Source organism: Oceanimonas pelagia (assembly GCF_030849025.1).
GTDB lineage: Bacteria > Pseudomonadota > Gammaproteobacteria > Enterobacterales > Aeromonadaceae > Oceanimonas > Oceanimonas pelagia.
The window spans coordinates 3,532,263-3,555,663 of sequence record NZ_CP118224.1 but is presented as its reverse complement, the minus strand read 5'-3'; the positions used below and the strand labels follow the sequence as shown (position 1 = coordinate 3,555,663).

General features: G+C 61.9%; 21 protein-coding genes and 1 pseudogene. 15 read left to right on the top strand and 7 right to left on the bottom strand.

Features of this window, described 5'->3' with window-relative positions:
- Positions 1 to 23: 23 nt before the first annotated feature.
- The 3 genes from hslR (at position 24) to pckA (ending at position 3,215) form a co-directional block, all read left to right on the top strand.
- Positions 24 to 416 carry a ribosome-associated heat shock protein Hsp15 gene (gene hslR / locus PU634_RS16975; RefSeq protein WP_306762017.1) on the top strand — a complete coding sequence of 131 codons (393 nt, stop codon included), beginning with the start codon at positions 24 to 26 and terminating at the stop codon, positions 414 to 416.
- Between the two features lie 18 nt (positions 417 to 434).
- Entirely contained in the window at positions 435 to 1,298 is an 864-nt protein-coding gene (gene hslO / locus PU634_RS16970) for an Hsp33 family molecular chaperone HslO (protein ID WP_306762016.1), read from the top strand.
- Positions 1,299 to 1,601: 303 nt separating this feature from the next.
- A complete protein-coding gene (gene pckA / locus PU634_RS16965; protein WP_306762015.1) occupies positions 1,602 to 3,215 on the top strand; it encodes a phosphoenolpyruvate carboxykinase (ATP) in 1,614 nt (537 codons plus the stop codon).
- Between the two features lie 59 nt (positions 3,216 to 3,274).
- Here the strand turns inward: pckA and PU634_RS16960 are convergent, their stop codons facing one another.
- The gene (locus PU634_RS16960) at positions 3,275 to 5,776 is read right to left on the bottom strand and encodes a putative bifunctional diguanylate cyclase/phosphodiesterase (protein WP_306762014.1); all 2,502 of its coding nucleotides are present in this window, start codon (positions 5,774 to 5,776) and stop codon (positions 3,275 to 3,277) included.
- A 117-nt stretch (positions 5,777 to 5,893) separates the two neighbouring features.
- Positions 5,894 to 6,781 (bottom strand): LysR family transcriptional regulator, encoded by an 888-nt coding sequence (locus PU634_RS16955; RefSeq protein ID WP_306762013.1) that lies wholly within the window; start codon positions 6,779 to 6,781, stop codon positions 5,894 to 5,896.
- A 141-nt stretch (positions 6,782 to 6,922) separates the two neighbouring features.
- On the opposite strand from PU634_RS16955, the gene fdhD reads away from it, so the two are divergent.
- Together fdhD and PU634_RS16945 are read left to right on the top strand one after the other, a co-directional pair.
- Positions 6,923 to 7,738, top strand: a complete 816-nt coding sequence (gene fdhD / locus PU634_RS16950) for a formate dehydrogenase accessory sulfurtransferase FdhD (RefSeq protein WP_306762012.1) — start codon at positions 6,923 to 6,925, stop codon at positions 7,736 to 7,738.
- Positions 7,713 to 10,004, top strand: coding sequence for an FdhF/YdeP family oxidoreductase (locus tag PU634_RS16945; RefSeq protein WP_306762011.1), 2,292 nt, complete (start codon positions 7,713 to 7,715; stop codon positions 10,002 to 10,004). Before fdhD ends, PU634_RS16945 begins: the two co-directional genes overlap by 26 nt.
- 6 nt (positions 10,005 to 10,010) lie before the next feature.
- On the opposite strand, the gene PU634_RS16940 is transcribed toward PU634_RS16945, so the two are convergent.
- On the bottom strand, positions 10,011 to 10,955 hold the full coding sequence (locus tag PU634_RS16940) for a LysR substrate-binding domain-containing protein (RefSeq protein ID WP_306762010.1): 945 nt from the start codon (positions 10,953 to 10,955) through the stop codon (positions 10,011 to 10,013).
- A gap of 162 nt (positions 10,956 to 11,117) precedes the next feature.
- Between PU634_RS16940 and PU634_RS16935 the strand changes: the two genes are divergently transcribed.
- The 9 genes and pseudogenes from PU634_RS16935 to PU634_RS16895 all read left to right on the top strand — a co-directional run bounded on the left by PU634_RS16935 (position 11,118) and on the right by PU634_RS16895 (position 18,166).
- Positions 11,118 to 11,675, top strand: coding sequence for a TRAP transporter small permease (locus PU634_RS16935; protein WP_306762009.1), 558 nt, complete (start codon positions 11,118 to 11,120; stop codon positions 11,673 to 11,675).
- On the top strand, positions 11,668 to 12,966 hold the full coding sequence (locus PU634_RS16930; RefSeq protein ID WP_306762008.1) for a TRAP transporter large permease: 1,299 nt from the start codon (positions 11,668 to 11,670) through the stop codon (positions 12,964 to 12,966). The genes PU634_RS16935 and PU634_RS16930 overlap by 8 nt, the downstream gene beginning before the upstream one ends.
- Positions 12,967 to 12,984: 18 nt before the next feature.
- Complete coding sequence (dctP, locus tag PU634_RS16925; protein ID WP_306762007.1) at positions 12,985 to 13,986, top strand: TRAP transporter substrate-binding protein DctP; 1,002 nt, start codon at positions 12,985 to 12,987, stop codon at positions 13,984 to 13,986.
- 52 nt (positions 13,987 to 14,038) lie between these two features.
- Positions 14,039 to 15,163, top strand: a complete 1,125-nt coding sequence (locus tag PU634_RS16920; RefSeq protein ID WP_306762006.1) for an NAD(P)/FAD-dependent oxidoreductase — start codon at positions 14,039 to 14,041, stop codon at positions 15,161 to 15,163.
- Positions 15,141 to 15,473, top strand: a complete 333-nt coding sequence (locus tag PU634_RS16915) for a (2Fe-2S)-binding protein (protein WP_306762005.1) — start codon at positions 15,141 to 15,143, stop codon at positions 15,471 to 15,473. The genes PU634_RS16920 and PU634_RS16915 overlap by 23 nt, the downstream gene beginning before the upstream one ends.
- A complete protein-coding gene (locus PU634_RS16910; RefSeq protein WP_306762004.1) occupies positions 15,460 to 16,854 on the top strand; it encodes an NAD(P)/FAD-dependent oxidoreductase in 1,395 nt (464 codons plus the stop codon). Before PU634_RS16915 ends, PU634_RS16910 begins: the two co-directional genes overlap by 14 nt.
- Positions 16,855 to 16,949: 95 nt before the next feature.
- Positions 16,950 to 17,087 (top strand): annotated as a pseudogene (locus PU634_RS16905) (Rid family hydrolase); the annotation flags it as partial.
- 315 nt (positions 17,088 to 17,402) lie between these two features.
- Positions 17,403 to 17,879: an Lrp/AsnC family transcriptional regulator gene (locus PU634_RS16900; RefSeq protein ID WP_306763715.1), complete on the top strand. Its 477-nt coding sequence runs from the start codon at positions 17,403 to 17,405 to the stop codon at positions 17,877 to 17,879.
- 41 nt (positions 17,880 to 17,920) lie between these two features.
- On the top strand, positions 17,921 to 18,166 hold the full coding sequence (locus PU634_RS16895) for a Rho-binding antiterminator (RefSeq protein ID WP_306762002.1): 246 nt from the start codon (positions 17,921 to 17,923) through the stop codon (positions 18,164 to 18,166).
- Between the two features lie 4 nt (positions 18,167 to 18,170).
- Here PU634_RS16895 and PU634_RS16890 read toward each other — a convergent pair whose 3' ends face one another.
- From PU634_RS16890 to PU634_RS16875, 4 genes are all read right to left on the bottom strand, one after another.
- Positions 18,171 to 18,968: a hypothetical protein gene (locus tag PU634_RS16890; RefSeq protein WP_306762001.1), complete on the bottom strand. Its 798-nt coding sequence runs from the start codon at positions 18,966 to 18,968 to the stop codon at positions 18,171 to 18,173.
- A 186-nt stretch (positions 18,969 to 19,154) separates the two neighbouring features.
- Positions 19,155 to 20,879, bottom strand: a complete 1,725-nt coding sequence (locus PU634_RS16885) for an Lnb N-terminal periplasmic domain-containing protein (protein WP_306762000.1) — start codon at positions 20,877 to 20,879, stop codon at positions 19,155 to 19,157.
- Between the two features lie 65 nt (positions 20,880 to 20,944).
- Positions 20,945 to 21,310, bottom strand: coding sequence for an adenosine deaminase (locus PU634_RS16880; protein WP_306761999.1), 366 nt, complete (start codon positions 21,308 to 21,310; stop codon positions 20,945 to 20,947).
- Between the two features lie 157 nt (positions 21,311 to 21,467).
- Positions 21,468 to 22,094 carry a DUF1826 domain-containing protein gene (locus PU634_RS16875; RefSeq protein WP_306761998.1) on the bottom strand — a complete coding sequence of 209 codons (627 nt, stop codon included), beginning with the start codon at positions 22,092 to 22,094 and terminating at the stop codon, positions 21,468 to 21,470.
- Between the two features lie 98 nt (positions 22,095 to 22,192).
- Between PU634_RS16875 and zigA the strand changes: the two genes are divergently transcribed.
- Positions 22,193 to 23,392, top strand: a complete 1,200-nt coding sequence (gene zigA / locus PU634_RS16870; protein ID WP_306761997.1) for a zinc metallochaperone GTPase ZigA — start codon at positions 22,193 to 22,195, stop codon at positions 23,390 to 23,392.
- Positions 23,393 to 23,401: the final 9 nt, after the last annotated feature.

The following is a 23,401-nucleotide window of genomic DNA, read 5'->3' as shown; positions in this document are numbered from 1 at the left end:
CGGTTGTGACGAGAGCAAGTACCATGAACGGAAAAACGGATTCCGTGCGGCTGGACAAATGGCTGTGGGCCGCCCGCTTCTACAAGACCCGCAGCCTGGCCCGGGAGATGATCGACGGCGGCAAGGTGCACTACAACGGCCAGCGCACCAAGCCCGGCAAACCGGTGGAAACCGGCGCCCTGATCCGCCTGTGGCAGGGCCACGACGAACGGGAAGTGGTGGTGCTGGCCCTGTCCGACAAGCGCGGCAAGGCCGAGCAGGCGCAACAGCTCTACCGCGAAACGCCGGACAGCATTGAACGACGGGAGCGCAACGCCCGGGCACGCAAACTCCACAGCCAGTTTGCCCCCAGCCCCGAGCGACGGCCCGACAAGAAAGAAAGACGTACCCTGCTTCGAATCAAGCAGGGCAACTGAGCCGAGACAGGACCCATGATGAACAAACCCGATCAACTTCACCGTTATCTGTTCGACCACTACCCGGTGCGCGGCGAGCTGGTGCAACTGCAGCACAGCTTTCAGCACATCCTTGAGGGTCAGGCCTACCCGGTGCCGGTGCAACGGCTGCTGGGTGAGCTGCTCACCGCCACCAGCCTGCTCACCGCCACCCTCAAGTTTGAGGGCCACATTACGGTGCAGCTGCAGGGCGACGGCCCGGTCAGCCTGGCGGTGATCAACGGCGATCATAACCAGCAGCTGCGTGGCGTGGCCCGCTGGCAGGGCACGGTGCCCGACAGCACCCGGCTGGCCGATCTGGTGGGCAAGGGCTATATCGCCATCACCATTACCCCCGACGACGGCGAACGTTATCAGGGCGTGGTGGAGTTGCATGAAAGCTCCCTCGCCGCCAGCCTGGAAAACTACTTTGCCCAGTCGGAACAACTGGCTACCCGCATCTGGCTGTTTACCGGCCTGCAGGGCGATCACCAGGCCGCCGCCGGCATGCTGCTGCAGGCCCTGCCCAGCGAAGCCGAAGGCCAGCAGGACGACTTCGCCCACCTGGAAGCCCTGACCGCCACCGTCAAGGCCGAAGAACTGCTGCAGCTGGACGCCCAGGAAGTGCTGTACCGGCTCTACAACCAGGAGGCGGTACGGGTATTCGACCCACAGCCGGTCAGCTTCAAATGCACCTGCTCCAGAGAAAAATGCGAGCAGGCGCTGCTGCAGGTGGGCAAGGACGAAGCCATGGAAATCATTCAGGAGCAGGGCAACATCGAGATGCACTGCGACTACTGCGGCCATCATTACCGCTTTGACGGCAGCGACGTACAGAGCCTGTTTGAACAGACCCTGCACTGATCACGTTTTTGGTGATCACTGCCCGGGCCGGCAATGCCGGCCCGGGTTTATTTTTTAACGTTTCCCTTACGCTCCCCCTCACCTTGCCCTGCCTGTTCATTGATAAGCAAAATAAAGGAACAGTAAATTAACACCATGACAGCATAAAAAACGTCATTTTTACCTACATCCTCTTAATTCGTGCCGCAAAATTATAAATTTTGAAGCAGATCCCCTAATTGATATTTAAATCTTGATATCCTCGTATTTCAAAAAATTCAAATAACCAAGCAAACCCCTCTGTACCAAATCCAGGAGTAAACAATGACGCCCAAGGCGCAACAACTAGGCTTGTCCCGCTACGGTATTACCGACGTCACCGAAGTGCTTTACAATCCTTCCTACGAGCAGCTGTTCGAAGAAGAAACCCGCGCCGATCTGGAAGGCTTCGAGAAGGGCGTGGTTACCAGCCTGGGCGCCGTGGCCGTGGATACCGGCATCTTTACCGGTCGCTCCCCCAAGGATAAATACATCGTCCGCGACGACGTGACCCGCGACACCGTATGGTGGTCCGATCAGGGCAAGAACGACAACAAGCCGATGACCCAGGAAACCTGGGACCAGCTCAAGGGCCTGGTCACCCGGCAGCTGTCCGGCAAGCGCCTGTTTGTGGTCGACACCTTCTGCGGCGCCAATGCCGATACCCGCCTGGCGGTGCGTTTCATTACCGAGGTGGCCTGGCAGGCGCACTTTGTGAAAAACATGTTTATCCGCCCGAGCGATGCCGAGCTGGAAAACTTCACTCCCGATTTTGTGGTCATGAACGGCGCCAAGTGCACCAATCCCAACTGGCAGGAGCAGGGCCTGAACAGCGAGAACTTTGTGGCCTTCAACCTCACCGAGCGGGTGCAGCTGATCGGCGGCACCTGGTACGGCGGCGAGATGAAAAAAGGCATGTTCTCCATGATGAACTACCTGCTGCCGCTGAAGGGCATCGCCTCCATGCACTGCTCCGCCAACGTGGGCAAGGACGGCGACGTGGCCATCTTCTTTGGCCTGTCCGGCACCGGCAAGACCACCCTGTCCACCGATCCGGACCGCGCGCTGATCGGCGACGACGAGCACGGCTGGGACGACGACGGCGTGTTCAACTTTGAAGGCGGCTGCTACGCCAAGACCATCAAGCTGAGCAAGGAAAACGAGCCGGAGATCTACGCCGCCATTCGCCGCGACGCCCTGCTGGAAAACGTCACCGTGCGGGAAGACGGCACCGTCGACTTTGACGATGGCTCCAAAACCGAGAACACCCGGGTTTCCTATCCCATCTACCACATCGACAACATCGTCAAGCCGGTGTCCAAGGCCGGTCACGCCAGGAAGGTGATCTTCCTCACCGCCGACGCCTTTGGCGTGCTGCCGCCGGTGGCCAAGCTGACCCGGGATCAGGCCCAGTATCACTTCCTGTCCGGCTTTACCGCCAAGCTGGCCGGTACCGAGCGCGGCATCACCGAGCCGACCCCCACCTTCTCCAGCTGCTTTGGCGCCGCCTTCCTGAGCCTGCACCCCACCCGGTACGCCGAAGTGCTGGCCAAGCGCATGGACGCCGTGGGCGCCGAAGCCTACCTGGTGAACACCGGCTGGAACGGCACCGGCAAGCGGATTTCCATCAAGGCCACCCGCGCCATCATCAACGCCATTCTCGACGGCTCCATCGAGCACAGCGAGTTTGTGGAACTGCCTTACTTCAACCTGGCCATTCCCACCGGCCTGGCGGGCGTGGAAGACGAGTCCATTCTGGATCCGCGCAACACCTATGCCGACGCCGCCGACTGGGACACCAAGGCGAAGGACCTGGCCCAGCGCTTTGTGAACAACTTCGAGAAGTTCACCGACACCGCCGAGGGCAAGGCCCTGGTGGCCGCCGGCCCGCAGCTGTAAAGCCGGCCACTCGGGTCAATACAAACCCCGGCTTCGGCCGGGGTTTTTGTCTGGGCGCATTACTGCAACGGCAACTGCCGGTTCCACTCCCGCAGCCAGTCGGCAATGGCGTCCGCCGGCATGGGGTGGGAAATGCCATAGCCCTGCACATAATGGCAGCCCAGCTGCTGCAGCCGCTCCCCCAGCTCCGGCTGCTCCATGCCTTCCGCTACCACCACCATGCGCAGCGCCGCCGCCAGCTGCACCACCCCTTCCACCATGCTGGCATCGGTGGGGCTGGTGAGCAGATCGGTAATGAACCGGCGGTCGATCTTGATGATGTCCACCGGCAGGCGGTTCAGGTGCACCAGCGAGGCGTGGCCGGCGCCGAAATTGTCGAGAGAGATGGTCAGCCCCAGCCGGCGGCAACGCTCCAGCACGCCGGCCACCCGCTGCACATCGCCGCCCACCGCGCTTTCCTGAAACTCCAGCTCCAGCCGGGCCGGCTCCACCGCCGGATACAGGCCCAGCAGATACTTCAAATTGCAGTAGAAGTCGTCGTGCAGCAGCTGGCCGGCACTGACATTGAAACTGGCATGGTAGTCCTGGCCGGCCTCCAGCCAGGCGGTCATCTGCTGCAACAGCCGCCGAATCACCCACTGGCCCAGCTCGAACTCCATGTCGCTGTCGAGCACCGCGGGCAGAAACTCCGCCGGGGTCAGCATGCCCCTGTGCGGGTGCTGCCAGCGCAACAGCGCCTCCACCCCCATCATGTGCCGGCTGAACAGATCGATTTTGGGCTGGTAGTGCAGCAGAAACTCGCCGCTCACCAGGGCCCGGTGCAATTCTTCATAAAGCCGGTGGCGCTCCTGATCCTGAGAATGCAGACCGGGTTCAAAAAACACATGGCGGTGCTTGCCCTGTTTCTTGGCCTCGTACATGGCCTTGTCGGCATAACGCAGCAGGGTCTGGCCATCGCCGGCATCCTGAGGATACACCGCTACCCCGATGCTCGCCGTTACCCGGGCCTGGTGGCCGTCCAGCCGCACCGGCGTATCGATAACGGCCAGTACCCGATCGAGGATTTCGGTGCATTCCAGCGGCTGGTGCAGCCCGGTGATCATCAGCGCAAACTCGTCGCCTCCCAGCCGGGCCACCACGTCGCAACTGCGGATCACCAGCGCCATGCGCCGGCCCATTTCCACCAGCAGCCGGTCGCCGGCGGCATGGCCCAGGCTGTCGTTGACCTGCTTGAAACCGTCCAGATCCAGGTAGCATACCGCCAGCATGGTATCGCCGCGGCCGGCCGCGGCCATGGCCCGCTCCAGCAGCTCGCTGAACAGCTGGCGGTTGGGAATGCGGGTCAGGGGATCATACAGGGCGCGCTGGCGCAGCTCGGCCTCGTGGCGTTTGATATGACTGATGTCGGTCAGAATGATGGCATGGTGCTGCACCCTGCCCTTGTCGTCACGGATCACCGACACCGACAGCAACAGGGCGCAGCGGCTGCCGTTGCGCCGCCGAATGGTGCACTCACCCTGCCAGTGATCCGGCGTATCGGGACCGGCAGGCAAGGGCGGCGCCTCGGCCCCCTCGCGATCCTGCTCAAACAGGGTGGCCACGCGCGCCACCATGTCGTCGGGAGAATAGCCGGTAATTCGGGTAAACGACGGATTGATGTGCACCACCCGGTTCTCGGCATCGGTCAGCATGATGCCGTCGTAACTGGCCTCAAACACACTGGCGGCCAGCCGTTGCTGGCTTTCCAGGGCCCGCTGTTCGGTAATGTCGTGGCCCACGCAGATCATGTCGCCATTGGGCAGCATGATATTGGCCCACAGGGTGGTAAGCCGGCGTCCCCGGCTGTCCACCGGATGCCATTCGCGAAACTCCGAACCTTTCAGCTCCCTGAAGGTGGCAATCACCCGGCGGCACTCCTCCGGATCCGGATAGAACAGCTCAATGGGCGCCGGATGCTCCCTGAGTTCGTCAAAGGTGCGGCCAAACACACGAGCACACTCGTCATTCCACAATATGCAGTGGCCCTGGGTGTTAAAGCCGTTGATCAGAATGGGCACGTGCATAAACAAGGTTTTCAGCCGGCTGAGCAGGCGTCCGGACGACTCGTCCAGCTGCAGCTGGCGTGCGTCCAGCTCGGTTTCCCGCCACAGCAGGGCGCCGTGCCGGGCCAGGGTGTCGAGCCGCTGCCGGCGCTCCTCGGTCAGGGGCGCGGGCGGGGCGGCAAACTCCAGCAGCAGCAGGCCGCGCTGGCTGCCCCGCACCACCGGCACCGCCATAAAGCAGGCCGGGCTGTCGAGCTGCAGTTCGGTCGCGCTCAGCCCGCAGTAAAAGCCCCGTTGCCGCCACACCGCCAGATAATGGGATTCGCGCCAGCCCCGCAGCCGGCGCCCCAGCACGCGGCTGACACCCCGGGCCTGATGGTGAAAAAAAACGAAACAGGCCCGCTCCGCGCCGGCGTCTGTTGCCGCCTGTTCACACAGCTGGCGCCACTCCCGAACATGCCCGTCGAGCAGCTCAGCCACCTTGCCTGCGCTATCATCCTGATCTTTGTGCGCTCGCATGCTGTTGTTTGTCCTGATAATTCGCCCTGAACGAGCGCCTGGGTCCACTGCCCGCCTCGGTGTAATGGCGGCAATTAAAATTCAAGCATAGAACAGCCAGGTCGGGGACGCGCTGTGTCAGCGGCCTCGCCACAGCTCCCGGGCCACCTCGAAAAAGCCTTTTGCCAGCAGGCTGGCCTGGCCGTCATTGCGCATCACCAGGGCGCCGATACGGGCCATGGGCGGCAGAGCCACCGGGCGGCATACCACCCCCGGCAGCTCGTTGAACAGCACGCTGCCGGCGGGCACCAGAGCACACCCCAGACCGGCATGCACCCAGCGCATCAGCCGGTAAACGGAGTTGGAGGTCAGCACCGGCTCAAGGGCAAGCCCTTCCCGTGCAAACTGGGTGTCCAGATAATGACGAAAATACATGCCCGGCTTGGGCAGGCATAACGGCAGCCCGGCCAGATCCGCCGGCCGGGGGCAGGCCGGCACCCGCGCCTTCCAGTCCGGGCCAAAGGCCAGCACCACTCCCTGCTCGGGCAGCGCCAGGCTGTCGAAACGGGCCAGCACCTCGGGCTCAAAAAAACCGCCGCCAATGTCGAGGGTGTTATGGTTGAGTCCGTCGAGAATGGCATCGGCGGTCATGTCGTTGATCTCAAAGCCCACGCCCTGATGGCGCCGGCGCAGCCCGGCCAGTACCGGGCTCAGATCCATGCAGCTCAGCGGCACCAGCCCCAGCCGCACCGTGCCGGTGAGCCGGCCCTTCATGGCGTCCACTTCCAGCCGCAGGTTGTCATACTGGCTGAGCAGGGTGCGGGCCCGGGCCAGCACCCGCTCGCCTTCCGGAGTGAAACCTTCAAACTGCCGGCCCCGGCGCACCAGGGCCACGCCCAGCTCCTGCTCCAGCTGGCGCAGCCGCATCGACAGGGTAGGCTGGGTCACACAGCAGGCCCGGGCCGCCCGGCCAAAATGGCGCTGCTCCGCCAGGGTGCATAAATAGTGCAGTTGCTTGATGTCCATCAAGGTGTGCCTTTCATCACAAATTAGAATCTAAAGGTTTCTCTTCGATAAGCCATATCTATCACAGTATCAAATCTTTCAATTAGAAAGCACAACCCCGGCTCTTTACACTGGAACCAAACCGTCAGCCGGACCCTCGCCATGCCTGATCCCGACACCCTGCCCGATTACCAATTTGTCGCCACCCCCCAGGGTGACCGCCATGCCCTGGCCAGCGAGGTTCCCCTGGCCGTGGTACTGAACGGCGTCAGCCATGCGGTGATGATGGTCAGTCCCAACCAGCTGGAGGCTTTCATCACCGGCTTTCTGCTGAGCGAAGGCATTATTCTCCACCACCGGGAAATTCACGATCTGGAGTTTGAGTGTGCAGGAGACGCGCTGGAGGCCCGGGTCACCCTGGCCAACGGCAGTCATTACCGCTGGCGGGAGCACAGGCGCAGCCTGGCGGGCCGCACCGGCTGCGGCCTGTGCGGCATCGAATCGCTGGAACAGGCGCTGCCAGCCCTGCCCGCGTTGCCCGGCCAGCCGCTGCCGGCCCTTGCCGCCGTTGAGGCACTGCGCCGCCAGCTGAGCGACTGGCAACCCCTGGGGCAGGCGTGCGGCGCCCTGCACGCCGCCTTTTATGCCGACGCCGAGGGCCGCATTCAGCATTCCTGCGAAGACGTGGGCCGGCACAATGCCCTCGACAAACTGCTGGGCTGGCATCATCGCCACGCCCTGGCCACGCCGGGCATGGTGCTGATCACCAGCCGTTGCAGCGTGGAGCTGGTGCAGAAAATGGTGCGCGCCGGCCTGCCCACCCTGATCACCCTGGCCGCGCCCACCACCCTGGCGGTGCGCCAGGCCCGGCGCCTTGGCCTGAACCTGCTGCACCTGCCACGCCAGCAGGGGCCGCGGGTTTATTCCGTTTCCCTTCACACCGAATGCGACCATGAGCAAGAAGATCAAAGCCTATAACGGCGCCGCCGGCGGCTGGGGCGCCCTCGCCTCCACCACCCGTTTCGTGCTGGGCAGCAAACAGCCCGCCGCCAACCTGCGCAACCTGCTGCGTGCCAACCAGGTCAAGGGCTTCGACTGCCCCGGCTGCGCCTGGGGTGACGAGCAGGGCAAGCATTTTTCCTTTTGCGAGAATGGCGCCAAGGCGATCAGCTGGGAAGCCACCAGCCGCCGGGTCACTCCCGCCTTCTTCAAGCAGCACGCGGTGAGTCAACTGCGCCGGCAGAGCGACTATTTTCTGGAATATCAGGGCCGCATTGAACAGCCCATGTACCTGAACCGGGACAGCGACCACTATGAGCCCATCTCCTGGGACGACGCCTTTGCGCTGATCGCCCGCCATCTCAACGGGCTGGACCACCCGGATCGGCTGGAGCTGTACACCTCGGGCCGGGCCAGCAACGAGGCCGCCTACCTGTATCAGCTGTTTGGCCGGGCGGTTGGCACCAACAACTTCCCCGACTGCTCCAACCTCTGCCACGAGGCCAGCGGCGTGGCCCTGACCCGGGCCATTGGCGTGGGCAAGGGCACGGTGACCCTGCAGGACTTTGAGCGTGCCGATGCCATCTTTGCCTTTGGCCAGAATCCGGGCACCAACCACCCCCGCATGCTGCACAGCCTGCGCCATGCCGCTCGCCGGGGTGCCGCCATCGTCACCTTTAACAACCTGAAGGAGCGGGGGCTGGAGCGCTTTGCCGATCCGCAAAGTCCGCTGGAAATGCTGACCCCCAAAGACTCGCGCATTTCCAGCCTGTATCTGAGCCCGCGCCTGGGTGGCGATATGGCGGCGGTGCGGGGCATGGCCAAGCTGGTGCTGGAATGGGACGCCGCAGCCCTGCAGCGCGGCGAGCCGGGGCTGCTGGATCGGGACTTTATTGCCGAACATACCCAGGGCCTGGACGACTACATGGCGGTCGTGGCGGCCACGCCCTGGCAGCAGATAGAGCAACAGTCGGGCCTGCGCCGGGAACAGATTCGGCAGGCGGCGGAAGTCTATGCCAGTGCCGAACGGGTGATCTGCACCTGGGCCATGGGCATTACCCAGCACAAGCACTCGGTGGCCACCATTCGGGAAATGGTGAACCTGCAGCTGTTGCGCGGCCAGATTGGCAAGCCCGGTGCCGGCCTGTGCCCGGTACGGGGCCACAGCAATGTGCAGGGCAACCGCACCGTGGGCATCAACGAACAACCGGATGCGGCCTTTCTCGACCGGCTGGAGCGTCATTTCCATATCCCCATGCCGCGCCGGCCGGGCCACAACGCCGTGGCCGCCATTCAGGCCATGCTCGACGGCCGCTCACGGGTGTTTATCGCCCTGGGGGGCAATATTGCCGCCGCCGCCCCCGACAGCCACGTTACCGCCGAAGCCCTGGCCAACTGCGAGCTGACGGTACAGATCAGCACCAAGCTCAACCGCAGCCACCTGATGGCGGGCAAAGAGGCGCTGATTTTGCCCTGCCTGGGCCGCACCGAGACCGATGTGCAGGCCAGCGGGCCGCAGTTTGTGACGGTGGAAGACTCCTTCAGCATGGTGCACGCCTCTCAGGGCGTGGGAAAACCCAACAGCCCGCACCAGCGTTCGGAAACCGCCATTATCGCCGGCATGGCCCAGGCCACCCTGGGCAGCAAGCCGGTTGACTGGCTGGCCCTGGCCGACGATTACCACCGCATTCGCGATCATATGGCCGCCACCCTGCCGGGCTTTGAGCGCTTCAATGAACGGCTGCAGCAACCCGGCGGCTTTTATCTCGGCAACAGTGCCGCCGAACACCATTGGCGCACCGCCACCGGCAAGGCCGGCTTTGCCGCCGAGCCCCTTCCTGAAGCACTGCTGCCCGCCGAAGCCAACGGCGAGCCGGTGTCCGTTCTGCAGACGCTGCGCTCTCACGATCAGTACAACACCACCATCTATGGCATGGACGACCGTTACCGCGGGGTGTATGGCCAGCGCATGGTGCTGTTTATGCATCCGGATGAGATTGACCGACGTGGACTGAACGAAGGCGATCTGGTGGAGATGATCTCGCTCTGGCATGACGGGAAGGAGCGCAAGGTGGCTGGCTTTCGTGTGGTGGCCTATGACATTCCCGCCGGCAACGTGGCCGCCTATTACCCGGAGACCAACCCGCTGGTGCCCCTGCACAGCACCGGCGACGACAGCCACACTCCCACCTCCAAGTCGGTGGCGGTGCTGATCCGCAAACAGGCGAGCCCCCGCATTCTGTAAGGGGCGTCAGGGCGTGCCGGCCACGCCCTTGAGCCTGAGCAGGCCATTGGCGTTTTCGGTCAGCACCGTCAGTTCGCGCTTCAGCAGTTCGCTGAATTCCAGCGTCGCCCGGGAGCGGGCCCGGTGGGCCGGATACAGCAGGTGGTAGGAAAACGACACCCAGGGCTCAAAGGGCCGGTACACCAGATTCGCAGACGGAAAATGCAACGCGGTAACGGGGTCGACCAGGGCCACACCCGCCCCCGCGTCCACAAACGAGCAGGCCACGTGGGACAGCTGAGTATCAAACACCAGCTGGCGGCTGACCCTGGCCTGTTCAAAGGCCTCGTCCACCTTGTAGCGCACGCTCTGCTCCGGCCCCAGGGAAATAAACGGCTGATCGCGCAGATCCTCCGGCACGATCACCGCCTTTTCCACCAACGGGTGGCTGGCCGGCAGGGCACACACCAGCGCCGCTTCGCCCAGCACCTCCACCGCCAGTGCCGGATCCGCCACATTGATGGCACCGATACCCACGTCAAAATGCTGGGTGGCTATCCAGTCGGCCACCTGCTGGGAGCTGCGCACCTGCAGGGTCTGGCTCACTCCCTGATGCGCCTCGCCAAATTTCTGCATCACTCGGGGCAAAAAACCAAGGGCAATGGCGGGCATGGCCGCCACCTTCAGGCTGCCACGCTGAAAGTCCCGTAACTCTTCCGCCATACTGGCCAGCCGGTCAATGCCGACAAAAGAACGCTCGACTTCTTCAAACAGCAGCAGCGCCTCCGGTGTCGGCGCCAGCCGTTTGTGATGACGCTCAAACAATTTCACTTTTACCGCCGCTTCAAAATCATGGAGCAGACGGCTCACCGCCGGCTGGGAAATATAAAGCAACTCGGCCGCCCCCGTGGTGGTACCGGCGATCATCACGGCCCGGAACGCTTCCACCTGCCGAAAACTCAACTTGGTCATGGTCTCATCCTGCGCACTGCCACCCCCTTAAAATAACATTATGTTATACAAAGGCCACATAAAACGATTTGTTGTTATTTTCTTGTAAACCCAAAATAACCAGTACGCAGAGGCCGCAAGTCATTGCCGGCGTCGGCTGGTGAACCGCACAAGGACAAAGCTATGGAAACGGTATTCAAGTACACACTAACGCTGTTGATCACCACGGTGGCCGGCTTTCAGGCCGTACAGGTGGTCTCCCGTTATGTGTTTGAAACACCACTGATGGGACTGGAGGAAATGGCCCTGATCCCCACCATGTGGCTGTACATACTGGGAGCGGTCAATGCCTCCCGGGAAGACACCCAGATACGGGCCAATGTGCTCGAGATCTTTCTCAGGACCGATCGCGCCCGTTACTGGCTGACCGCGCTCGCCGAAACCATCAGCCTGATCATCTCCGGCTGGCTGACCTGGTGGGCCTGGGACTACTTCAAGTATGCCAACCGGGTCTGGAAGGAAAGCCCCACCCTCTACATTCCCACCATCATTTACGAAGCGGCCCTGTTCCTCGGCCTGGTCATGATGACCCTCTACGTCGGCTGGCACCTGCTGAAACATCTGCACCCCCTGCTGACCGGTGGTGTGGCACGTCCGGTTGAGACCTTTCCCGAGCCGGCAGAGGTCACCGAATTCAGTCTGCTCACGGAAGAACAGAAAGGAGAAAAGCTCCATGGTTGAAGTCGCGATTCTGGCCTTTGCCGTACTGGTGATCCTGCTCACCATCGGCGTGCCCTTGCCCTACTGCTTCGGCGCCGGCCTGATGGTCATGACCCTGGTGGGCGATGCCACCATGAAGGGCACCATGCTGTGGGGCTTTAACCAGCTCGCCACGCCGGTGCTGCTGGCGGTGCCGCTGTTCGTGTTTGCCGGCACCCTGATGAGCGTCAGCGGCATTGCCGGCAGCCTGCTGAGGTTTGTGAACCTGTTTGTCGGCCGCATTCGCGGCGGCCTGGGAGTGGTGGCGTCCTTCAGCTGTGCCATTATCGGTGCCATCTCCGGCAGTGGCCTGACCGGCATCGCCGCCATCGGCCCCCTGCTGATCCCGGAAATGGAGCGCCAGGGTTACCCCCGTGCCTATGCCACCGCACTGATCGCCAACTCATCCATTCTGGGGCTGCTGATCCCGCCCAGCGTCACCATGATTGTGTATGGCTGGGTAACCGAAACCTCCATCCTGGCGAGCTTTCTTGCCACCCTGGGGCCGGGCCTGCTGATCATGCTCAACTTTGCCCTGGTCAACCTGGTGATGGCGCGCAAGTTCCCGCTGATACTGGACGATCCCAAGCCCTTTAACGAGGTCATTCGCGAAGGTGCGTCCCGCACCGTGCACGCTCTGCCCGCCCTGCTGATGCCGGTGATCATTCTGGGCGGCATCTACGGCGGCATCATGACCCCGACCGAGGCCGCGGCCATTGCCGTGATCTATGCCATTCCGGTGGGCTTCATGATTTACAAGGGGCTGACCTGGCGCAACTTTGTGGAATCCGGTAAGGAATCGGCCACCGCAGTGGGCGCCATTCTGATCATGGTGCTGTTCAGCCTGATGCTGAGCCAGATCTATGTGATGGAAGACATTCCCCAGGCCCTGGTGGATGCCATTTTCGAGATCACCACCGACAAGGTCATGCTGCTGATCATGGTGAACCTGTTCCTGTTCCTGATCGGCATGGTGGTCAACGATGTGACCGCCATCATTCTGACCGCACCGCTGCTGCTGCCGCTGATGTCGGCACTGGGCGTCAGCCCGGTGCAGTTTGCCGCCATCATGGGCGTCAACACCGCCATGGGCGGCGTGACCCCTCCCTACGCCAGCATCCTCTACATGGGGGCACGCATCGGCAAGGTGCCGTTCACCCAGGTGGTAAAGCCGGCCATGATCCTGCTGTTGTTCGGCTACCTGCCGGTGGTGGTGCTGGTGTCGGTATGGCCCGACCTGTCCGAATATATTCCAGCCCTGTTTGGCTACTAACCCTCAAGGAGAATGACGATGAAAACACGGATTGAATACAGCTCCCTGGCCAAAAGCCTGCTGCTGGCCCTGACCCTGGCCGGCACCGCCGCCGAGGCCGCCACCCTCAAGATTTCCCATGTGCGGCCTCAGGGCACCGCCATCGACCAGGACGTGCACCAGCTCTCCGACGAGCTGAAGGCCGCCACCGATGGCTCGCTCAAGCTCAAGGTGTATGCCGCCAACGCCCTGGGAGACTACACGGTAGTCCAGGAGCGGGTCAGCCTGGGCGCCATCGACATGGCGGTGCAACCCCCTTCCGCCGGTGCCGACAAACGCTTTCAGGTGATCTACATGCCCTACATGGTGAAAAACTGGGACGATGCCCGTGCGGCCTACAGCCCCGGGTCACCGCTGCGCAATACCATTGACGAACTGTACCGGGCGCAGGACATCAAGGTGCTGGCCGCCTGGCCGGTGTACTTCGGCGGTATCGCCCTCAACAAGGAGGTGGACCAGGTGGCCAATCCGGTCCACGACAAGGGCGCCAAGCTGCGGGTACCGCCGATGAAGTCGTTTCAGATGCTGGCCGACAACACCGGTTTCATCGGCTCGCCGCTGCCCTTCTCCGAAGCCTTCACCGCGGTACAGACCGGGGTGGTGGACGGCGTCATGGGCTCGGGCGCCGAGGGTTACTACGCCTCGTTCCGGGATGTGACCAAGTCCTATGTGCCGCTCAACACCCATTTCGAGGTGTGGTTCCTGCAGATCAATGCCGAACGCTATGCCGATCTGGACGATGCAGACCGCGCCGCCCTGGACCAGGCCGCCCGGGCCTTTGAACAGCGCCGCTGGGAAAGTGCCCAGGCCGATCAGGCCGCCTACGAACAACGCCTGGCCGACGCCGGCGCCAGCATTGTGACCGTGACCGATGCCGATATCGACGCCTATGCCAATGTGGCCCGGCAGCACGTCTGGCCCGAGATCATGAAAGACATCGGCCAGGACTGGGCCGAGCAGGTGCTGGCCCAGTTCAAGTAACACCCACCGGGGCTTTCCGGCCCGGCTTTCTTATTTGCCAAAGGAGAACACGATGTCGGTTCGCAACCATGCCAGCCGCCACGACACCGATGTGGCCATCATCGGCGGCGGTCTGGTGGGCATGTCCCTGGCCTACGGCCTGTTGCACCAGGGCAAAACGGTCACTGTCTTCGATGAAGGCGATCAGGCGCTGCGGGCCTCGCGGGGCAACTTCGGCCTGGTCTGGGTGCAGGGCAAGGGCGACACCTGCCCCGACTACGCCCGGCTTACCCGGCTGTCGGCCCGGCTCTGGCCAGGACTGGCCAGCGAGCTGCGGCAGGATACCGGCATCGATATCGAACTGCAGCAGAACGGCGGCCTTTACGTGTGCCTGGATCAGGCCAGCCTGCAGCAACGGGCCGACATGCTGGCCCGAATGCAGCAGGATGCCGGCGGCGACTACCCCTATGAGGTGCTCACTGCCGAGCAGGCCCGGCAAAAGGAGCCGGCGCTGGGCCCCACCATCGCCGGCGCTACCTGGTCACCCATGGATGGCCACCTCAACCCCCTGCTGCTGTTTCGCGCCCTGCACCAGGCTTTTGCACGGCGTGGCGGGCGCCTGATCAATGGCCAGCCGGTAGAGCATATTCGGCCATTACCGGACGGCTTTGACATTCGCCTGCCCGGTGCCTGCCTGAGTGCCGGCAAGGTGGTGCTGGCCGCCGGCCTGGGTAACAAGACGCTGGCCCCGCCACTGGGCCTGCATGCGCCGGTGGAGCCCAACCGCGGTCAGGTGCTGATCACCGAGCGGCTCAAGCCCTTTATTCACTACCCCACCGGCCATGTTCGCCAGACCGGCGAGGGTACGGTGCAACTGGGCGATTCCAAGGAGGATGTGGGTCTCGACACCGGCACCACCGCCGAAGAGCTCGGTAAAATTGCCGCCCGGGCCATTCGCATGTATCCGGTGCTGGAAAAGGTGCGGCTGATCCGCGCCTGGGGCGCGCTGCGGGTAATGACCCCGGACGGCTATCCCATCTATCAACAGTCGGACCGTTACCCCGGTGCCTATGTGGTGACCTGCCACAGCGGCGTGACCCTGGGAGCGGCCCACGCCGGTCCGCTGGTCGACTGGCTGCTGGGCAAAGACACAGAGATTTCCCTGGAGGCGTTCAGTGCAGACCGATTCCCCCTTTAACCGGCTGGAGACGGCATCCGCCGCTACCGTGACCATCGAGATTGACGGCCAGCCCTTTACCGCCCGCGAAGGCGACTCGGTGGCCGCCGCCCTGCTCGCTGCCGGCGCCATACCGTCACGCACCACGCCGGTGTCCGCCAGCCCGCGCGCGCCCTATTGCATGATGGGGGTGTGTTTCGAGTGCCTGGTAGAAGTGGATGGCCTGGCCAATGTGCAGGGCTGCATGGTGCAGGTGAGCGAGGGCATGCGCGTGCGCCGCCAGAACGGTGCCCGTGCACTGACGCAGGGAGACGTTCATGAAGCTGTATGACCTGGTGATTGTCGGCGCCGGCCCGGCCGGCATGGCCGCCGCCACGGCGGCCGCCGAACAGGGCCTGACCGTGGCCGTGCTGGACGAACAGGCCGCCCCCGGCGGCCAGATCTACCGGGCCATCTCGGCCCCCGCCCTACGGGATGAAGGCATTCTGGGACCGGATTATTACCATGGCCGCCGGTTGCTGGCGCCCTTCGCTCGGGCCGCTGTGGACTATATTCCGTCTGCTAGCGTGTGGGAAATCACCCGCGAGCGTGAAGTCCGCTTTTCGGCCGGAGGCCAGGCCCGCACCCTGCGCGCCGGCAGAATACTGCTGGCCACCGGTGCCCAGGAAAGACCCGTGCCCTTTCCCGGCTGGCAGTTGCCCGGCGTCATGAGCTGTGGCGCCGCCCAGATCATGCTCAAGACCAGCGGCCTGACGCCGCCGGCACCGCTGGTGCTGGCCGGCAGCGGCCCGCTGCTGCTGCTGATTGCGCTGCAACTGCACCGCGCCGGAGTCGACATTGCCGCCGTGCTCGACACCACCCCCCGCGACAACTACCTCAAGGCCGGCCGGCATGTTGGTGGCGCCCTGCGCGGCTGGAAAGTGCTGGTCAAGGGGCTCGGCTACCTGGCCCGGCTTCGGGCCTCAGGGGTTGCCTGCCTGAGTCAGGTCAGTCAGCTTCGGGCCGAGGCGGGTGAAGACGGCAAACTGGCCCGGGTCCACTTCACCCACCAGGGCCAGCCCCGGACCCTGAGCGCCACCAGCCTGCTGGTGCATCAGGGCGTGGTGCCCAATGTACAGCTGAGCCGGGCCATTGGCATCGACCACCGGTGGGACGAACAACAGCTGTGCTGGCGCCCGGTTACCGACAGTTGGGGTGAAACCAACATACCGGGCATCTTTGTCGCCGGTGATGGTGCGGGCATCGGTGGTGCCGCTGCCGCCGAGCAGGCGGGCCGCCTGGCCAGCTGGCAGATGGCCCGTCAGCTTGGCTGCCTTGACCGGCAGGACCGGGATCGGCTGGCCACGCCGGTGCGCCGGGCCCTGGCCCCTGTACTGGCCATTCGTCCGTTTCTGGATGTGCTCTACCAGCCTGCCAGGGAGTTTCTCACGCCGTCCGACGACACCCTGGTGTGCCGCTGCGAAGAGGTCACCGCCGGTGATGTTCGCCGCTTTGCCCGCATGGGCTGCACCGGCCCCAACCAGACCAAGGCCTTCAGCCGGGTGGGCATGGGGCCCTGCCAGGGCCGCATGTGCGGCCTGACGGTGGCGCAGATCATCGCCGATACCCGCCAGAGCACACCGGCGGAGGTGGGGTATTACCGTATTCGTTCGCCCATCAAGCCGCTGACCCTGCGGGAGCTGGCCAACCTGGGCGACACGGACCAACCCTGACCCTCACCGCCGTGCCAGGCACGGCGGCCTCACTCTTTATTTCAGGAGACCATATGACTCCAGTACGCCATCACACCGGCGAGCGCATTAGCCTGTTTGCCGCGATGAACCGAGTATGGGACGCCTGGGTGCCGGCCGGTCACGCCCCCGCCCGGGCCTGTGTGGAAGCCGCCATGGCCAGCCCCGAGCTGCTGGTGGAAATTTCGGTGATCGCCGCCATACCCGAAGCCTGATCGCCAGAAACACCAAAGCCAGCCCTGAGTGGCTGGCTTTTTGTGCCCTTTGCGAACTTGTGGTTCGCTTATTCTGCGCTGCTGCCCTTCTGTTTAAAGTGCCGTGCTTGCGGTGCGCCCCGAAAGGATATTCCGGCTTGCGGCAGGGTCCGGTGATACCGGTCTGCTGTTCCCGTTAAGGTGTAAACATAGTAACCCCAAGCCGTGAGTGAGTGGTTGCGAACTCATCCCTAAAAAACATTCTTTCCGCAACCATTCACCCCATATAAACTGATAACTGATGAGTTATTGTTTTGCAGGGTAAGTATGAGCAAACTGATACAACTGGATCGCACCGACAGGCGCATTCTCGACCTGATGCAGCGCCACGGCCGCATCAGCAATCTGGAGCTGGCCGAGCGGGTGGGGTTGTCGCCCTCGCCCTGCTCGCGCCGGGTCAAGGCGCTGGAAGACGCCGGTCTGATTGCCGACCACGTCACCCTGCTCGACGCTGCCAAACTGGGGCTGACATTGCAGGCCTATATTCATATTTCCCTCGATAGGCACACGCCGGAGCGGTTTGAAACCTTTGATGCCGCCGTGCTGAACTTTCCCGAGGTGCTGGAATGCGACCTGATCACCGGCACCGAGGCGGACTACCAGCTCAAGGTGATCGTGCGCGATATGGAGCACTATCAGCAGTTTTTGCTGGGCAAGCTGACCCGGCTCGAGGGCGTGACCGGGGTGCGCTCCAGCTTTGTGCTGCGGCGCATCAAGCACGACACCGCGCTGCCCCTGGACCACCTGGTGTAAAACACAGAGAGGAGTGAGGGAAAGGGTGTGAGGAAAAGCACATGATGAGCTGCGAACAACACGACTATATCGAAATCGCCTGCCTGTACCGGTATTCCGTTACCCTGACGCTGGTGTCGGGCGAACAAATCACAGGTCAGGCCCTCGACACCGCCCGCAATAATGACAAGGCCGAGTGCCTGAAAATGCGCATCGGCGACGAAGTGCGGCTGCTGCCCCTGGCCAGCCTGGCGCGCATGACCGCGACCAGTCCCAATCCGCACTTCGTGCAGGTCGACTTCGACTGAGCGGTTACACCGGGTTGCGGGCGGTACCCTGATCGCAGAAACGGCTGCTGTCGTAATAAAGCAGGCCATGCTGGCGTGCCAGGGGCGCCAGCCGGCGGGCAATTTGCCGGCCCATGCGCTGACCGTTGCGGCTGGTGTAGTCGGCGTCGAACTGCATCGCCGGCGGTGCCGGCAGCTGCTCGGGCAGGGCCTCGGCCAGGGGGGCCGACAGCACCCGGCACACCAGCTCGGTCACCACCCGGTTGACCGCCGAGCCCACGCCGTAACCCTGCCATTCCGGCAGCAGATACAGGCTGTTCAGGGTCATTTCCAGCGCCGGCGCCGGGCGTGTTTCGGGAATATCCGCGGCAAAGCTCAGCACCCAGTTGCCGACCATGCGGGGTGTTCCGGCGTCGTGGTCCAGCAGCGCCACGTTGCAACGGTAGTGCATGCCGTAGTCGTGAATGCACGGCGCCGCGTTGGCCCATTGCTGCTCGGGTTGGGTTTCTCCCCAGAACAGCGGCCTGGGCGCATACACGTCTTCGTGTTCGTGCAGGGCCCGATGGCGGAAGCGTTCAAACAGGGGCTGATGCGCAGGATGGTGCCAGTCCATCAGATCAAGAGAAAGCCGGTCGAGCCATTCCGGCAGCAACCAGGGGTAGCCGGAAAATTCGTCACGCAGCCGGGTGTAATCCAGCAGGTGGTTGAGGGTCCAGTGGCCGCGCTTGAGATGACTGGCCTCGCGGACAAAGGCATGCTTGAGGTGTTTGAACAGAGGATAGGTTTTGGCGGCTACCCGCCGGCGTTGCTGTTGGGCTGGCATCAGGTAAACCACCCCTTCTCGCTGTATTCACCGGTGGCCACACACAACAGCGGCCGCGCCGCCAGGCTGATGCCGCCCGGCCGTTCACAATGAGAAACCTGCATCGGCTTTGTCTCCGTTTTCGACACAAAGCAGGGCATTGTAAGGCGAGGGACAGGGAAGTAAAGAAGTCACGACCAAGCGGAATCAGTAAAACCTTCTTATATTGAACAGTGCCTGAGGCTCGGAGAAATGCTGATTCCCCGCATATGACAGACCAACATCCAGAGCATAACTGCCAAGGTGGTAAGTATTTACCACCTCAACATTATTAATGACATCACCCTGGTTCAACTCGTTGAAAACCATACGATATTTCAGGTTAAGCTTGGAGTTATTGGCAAGATACAGAAACGAGCCCAGCTCAAACTGAGGGCTTAGCCACATCCCGTGCCCATTGGCAGACAGGCCAGAACCCAACGTGGCGTAGCTCAGAGCGCCTTCCCGGCTGCTGTTCGCCACTCCCAAGGCAGCATCCACATGAAACCGTCGGTTGGTACTGTAACTGTCGTAACCACCTCGCTCCCATAGCAAACGAAATCGGCCAGACAGGCCACCAATCACCTCATCGCGAGGGATATAACTCTCGATACCATACAATACCACCTCATCCAGATAGAGGTGTTCCTTGTCTATGCCAAGAGTACTCTTTAATACCTGCAGGGTTGATTCGCTAAAGGCATTTCTGTTGTCATCAACAGTCAGGTGTGAAGCCGGTAACCAGGACACCAGCAGGTTGGCATTCGCCTCACGAAGCCGCGCACCAATCATGAATTGTGAGTCGGCGGCACGATGTACCGGGTTCTTGTAGTCTGAAAGATCAAGCAAAAAATGCTGATAATCCCTGTCATGCCTGATTATCTCGGCTCGGTTACGCTCGTACAGTTCCCTGTCAATTCGCTTTTCAAAATACAGCCAGTCATTGAGCGCATGCCGGTATTCGTGCTGTAGCAGGTCTTCAACGCTGCTCAAGGGCTCAAGCCTGCCATGATCGACCAGTTTCTGACGAAGAGCTTCCTTCTCCTGATAGTCAAGGCCTTCTCCAAACGCCCGGACCTTCCAGCCCAGTGAGGGAGAGATACTGACCTTCTCGACCATTCCATGGTCATTAACATATTTGACCACATCCAGCGGGCTCAGCCATTCTTCGCCATGTTGCAGCAACACTGGCTTGGCCAGCGCGAGAATATCCAGAGTCAGGGTGGCACAATTGTTGGTATGGAAGTAGTAATCAATCTGCTTGTCTTTCAGCTCCCACAAGTGCAGCCGAATAAGCTCGCGATCAAAATCATTCAGTGCCAGGCTGTATTCGTAAACGTTTCTTCCTTCAATGTCCTTGTAATAACGTTTGGCTTCCTCATAAGGCGAGACGATAAAGTAGCCTTCTTTACCCGTTACAAGGGCCTCAAACATAATCGCAGGAAGATTGAAACCCTCCACTTCGGTGAAGTAGGATACCGCATGGGCTCTGCGATCTTCCTGGTCTTTCATTTTGATGAATGAGTGCCCCATAAAGCTGCTGGGACTGAGAAGGTTTTCTGATGCATAGACCAGGCTGATGTCATCAGCAGGCACCCGCTGAATGTACTCATACAACTCCTCACAGTGCTCAAAGCCCGGCACCTCCTCACCCAGTAATCTGGATATCCACAGCGATCTGGCCGGAAAACGACACAGGTAGTCCGCCCTTTGTTCCATGTTCATGTATACATTCAGATTACTTTCGAATTCGGCTTGCAGGTCTCTCTCGCTACCGGACAACAAAAACGCCGGATCCGTGATCTTTGGCTTTCCATTCTGAAAATGAAAGAGTGCTGCCAGTTGAGCCCTCTCAGTAGCCGAGAGACTCGGAAGCTGGCTTTCCTTGGCCATTGCTCCATGGCAAATCAAAAAAAAAGAAGCCCAGAGGCTTCTTTTTATCCAGCTGGTAAACCCCATTACTGAGGACACTTGATCTCAACGGAGTCCTGATAACGCCACATTTTTTCGGAAGCGTAATCGGTGGTCGAGCCAAAAGCGCCGCCGGAAAGAATGTTGACAAAGAAAGTCGGTTCAACTTCCTTATTCAGCGCAATTTCCTGCTCACAACCTTCGGTGACAACGGACAAAGTCTTGTCCTTGTTCTCTTTCTGAACAGTGATAATACCGGGCGCATTCTGAGTACGTCCGTCAATCTGCACCTGCAACTTTTGCGAAGATGAAGATACTACATTAATCCGCTGGGTCTTGTCGGTCAAAATACTGGCACAGCCGGACAGGGAAATAACAACACCAGCAGCAATGGCGAGCTTCATTTTGTTCATGAGTATTTTCCGTGCTTATTGATTTCCATTTGAGGACGACAATTATGCGGCTGCGACGGTTTTTGTCAATAACATCACCACCAGGCTTCCGAAATATCAGTCACGCCAACATGAGCCCGTTTGATGTATCACCTGAATGACGCATGGGGGAAACCCATCAGTCCCCAAAATCCATCGACAGAAACAGGCGACGGTAACCCGTCGGCACCGGCGGTGAACGATGCCACAGGCCCCGGCCTTCTTCTCCTTCCCAGCCGTCGCCTTTCATCAGCGCCACCTCGCCAATCGTCAGTTGCTGCCAGTGCGCCGGCTCCTCGCCTTTTTGCTCCAGCAGCTGCTCGCGCTGCCGAGCATTGAGCCAGTGCGTGCCCGGCCCGGAATAGGTGCTCACCAGCCGACAGGGCAACCGGTCCACATGAAAGCGCGGGCACATGGCGGTTTGCAGGCTGGCCAGGCGCACTCCAACCCGCTTCAGCTCAAACAGGCAGGCAAACATCTCCGCCAGTTGCTGCACGTCGCCGGCCAGGGCCTGGCGGCCCGCAAAATCCGGTAACTGTCTGATCAGCGCATCGGCAACCCTGTCCGGCGGCAGCAGCTCCCGCACGCTGATGCGGCTGCCCGCCTGCAGCAGCCGCTGAACATAACCCTCCACCTCGGCCGGCAGGGAGCGCTGCCACACCGCCAGATTGCAGTCGGACTGGTAGATACGAGTGAAAATCGCAGGCCCGCCGCCCTGCACGTCGACAGGGGCGACATGGGACAACGTCGGTTCGGTGATGCTCATGGCCGGAGTTCCTTACTGATACACGGGTCAAAAAGATTATGTTATGTTATAACAACCAAAATCATCATAAACCATGGCAAGCAAGCGGAGCAAACACCATGTCGAGCCGTTCCCCCCTTCCCGTTACCGTGCTGTCCGGCTTTCTCGGCGCCGGCAAGACCACAGTGCTGAACCACATTCTCAACAATCGCCAGGGCCTGCGCGTGGCGGTGATCGTCAACGACATGAGTGAGGTGAACATTGATGCCGCCACCGTGCAGCAGCAGGTCAGCCTGCAGCGGAGCGAGGAACGGCTGGTGGAAATGAGCAACGGCTGCATCTGCTGCACCCTGCGTGAGGATCTGCTGCTGGAAGTGCGCCGGCTGGCCATGGATGGCCGCTTCGACTGCCTGGTGATCGAATCCACCGGCATCTCCGAGCCAATGCCGGTGGCGGAAACCTTTACCTTTGAGGGAGAAGATGGCCAGCGCCTGAACGACATCGCCCGGCTCGACACCCTGGTGACGGTGGTGGACGCGGTCAACTTTCTGGCCGATTTTCAGGCCGCCGAGGCCCTGGCCGAGCGGGGCGAAAGCCTGGGGGAAGACGACGAGCGCAGCGTAACCGACCTGCTGATCGAGCAGGTGGAATTCTGCGATCTGCTGCTGGTAAGCAAGACAGACCTGGTGACCGAGGCGCAACTGGCGGAGCTGACCGCCATTCTTGCCCGGCTCAACCCGCAAGCGGAAATACTGCCCATTCGCCATGGTGAGGTGCCACTGAACAAGGTGCTGGGCACCCGGCGTTTTGACTTTGAGCGCGCCGCCAGCGCCCCCGGCTGGCTGCAGGAGCTGCGCGGCGAGCACCCGCCGGAAACCGAAGAATACGGCATTGGCAGCTTTGTCTATCGCGCCCGCCGCCCTTTTCATCCCCAGCGCTTCTTTGATTTTCTGCACAGCCCCAAGGAACAGGGCCGGCTGCTGCGCTCCAAGGGCTTCTTCTGGCTGGCCAGCCGGCCGGATATTGCCGGTCAGTGGAACCAGGCCGGCGGCATCGCCTATCACGGCGGCGCCGGCCTGTTCTGGCAGGCAGTGCCCGAAGAGGAATGGCCCGAGGATGAGGAAAGCCGGGAGCATATTATGGCCAGCTGGGCCGAACCCCACGGCGACCGCCGGCAGGAACTGGTGTTTATCGGTCAGGGGCTGGATCAGGCCGGGCTGGTACGCGAGCTGGATGCCTGCCTGCTGACCGACGAAGAGCTGCACCAGGGCACCGATGCCTGGCAACGGCTGCCCGACCCCTTTCCGGCCTGGGATTAGGTTCCGGCG

Bases quoted from the DNA above. Each gene is read 5' to 3' on its own strand.
- hslR (WP_306762017.1), top strand. From the start codon at position 24: ATGAACGGAAAAACGGATTCCGTGCGGCTGGACAAATGGCTGTGGGCC.
- hslO (WP_306762016.1), top strand. From the start codon at position 435: ATGAACAAACCCGATCAACTTCACCGTTATCTGTTCGACCACTACCCG.
- pckA (WP_306762015.1), top strand. From the start codon at position 1,602: ATGACGCCCAAGGCGCAACAACTAGGCTTGTCCCGCTACGGTATTACC.
- PU634_RS16960 (WP_306762014.1), bottom strand. From the start codon at position 5,776: ATGCGAGCGCACAAAGATCAGGATGATAGCGCAGGCAAGGTGGCTGAG.
- PU634_RS16955 (WP_306762013.1), bottom strand. From the start codon at position 6,781: ATGGACATCAAGCAACTGCACTATTTATGCACCCTGGCGGAGCAGCGC.
- fdhD (WP_306762012.1), top strand. From the start codon at position 6,923: ATGCCTGATCCCGACACCCTGCCCGATTACCAATTTGTCGCCACCCCC.
- PU634_RS16945 (WP_306762011.1), top strand. From the start codon at position 7,713: ATGAGCAAGAAGATCAAAGCCTATAACGGCGCCGCCGGCGGCTGGGGC.
- PU634_RS16940 (WP_306762010.1), bottom strand. From the start codon at position 10,955: ATGACCAAGTTGAGTTTTCGGCAGGTGGAAGCGTTCCGGGCCGTGATG.
- PU634_RS16935 (WP_306762009.1), top strand. From the start codon at position 11,118: ATGGAAACGGTATTCAAGTACACACTAACGCTGTTGATCACCACGGTG.
- PU634_RS16930 (WP_306762008.1), top strand. From the start codon at position 11,668: ATGGTTGAAGTCGCGATTCTGGCCTTTGCCGTACTGGTGATCCTGCTC.
- dctP (WP_306762007.1), top strand. From the start codon at position 12,985: ATGAAAACACGGATTGAATACAGCTCCCTGGCCAAAAGCCTGCTGCTG.
- PU634_RS16920 (WP_306762006.1), top strand. From the start codon at position 14,039: ATGTCGGTTCGCAACCATGCCAGCCGCCACGACACCGATGTGGCCATC.
- PU634_RS16910 (WP_306762004.1), top strand. From the start codon at position 15,460: ATGAAGCTGTATGACCTGGTGATTGTCGGCGCCGGCCCGGCCGGCATG.
- PU634_RS16895 (WP_306762002.1), top strand. From the start codon at position 17,921: ATGATGAGCTGCGAACAACACGACTATATCGAAATCGCCTGCCTGTAC.
- PU634_RS16890 (WP_306762001.1), bottom strand. From the start codon at position 18,968: ATGCCAGCCCAACAGCAACGCCGGCGGGTAGCCGCCAAAACCTATCCT.
- PU634_RS16885 (WP_306762000.1), bottom strand. From the start codon at position 20,879: ATGGCCAAGGAAAGCCAGCTTCCGAGTCTCTCGGCTACTGAGAGGGCT.
- PU634_RS16880 (WP_306761999.1), bottom strand. From the start codon at position 21,310: ATGAACAAAATGAAGCTCGCCATTGCTGCTGGTGTTGTTATTTCCCTG.
- PU634_RS16875 (WP_306761998.1), bottom strand. From the start codon at position 22,094: ATGAGCATCACCGAACCGACGTTGTCCCATGTCGCCCCTGTCGACGTG.
- zigA (WP_306761997.1), top strand. From the start codon at position 22,193: ATGTCGAGCCGTTCCCCCCTTCCCGTTACCGTGCTGTCCGGCTTTCTC.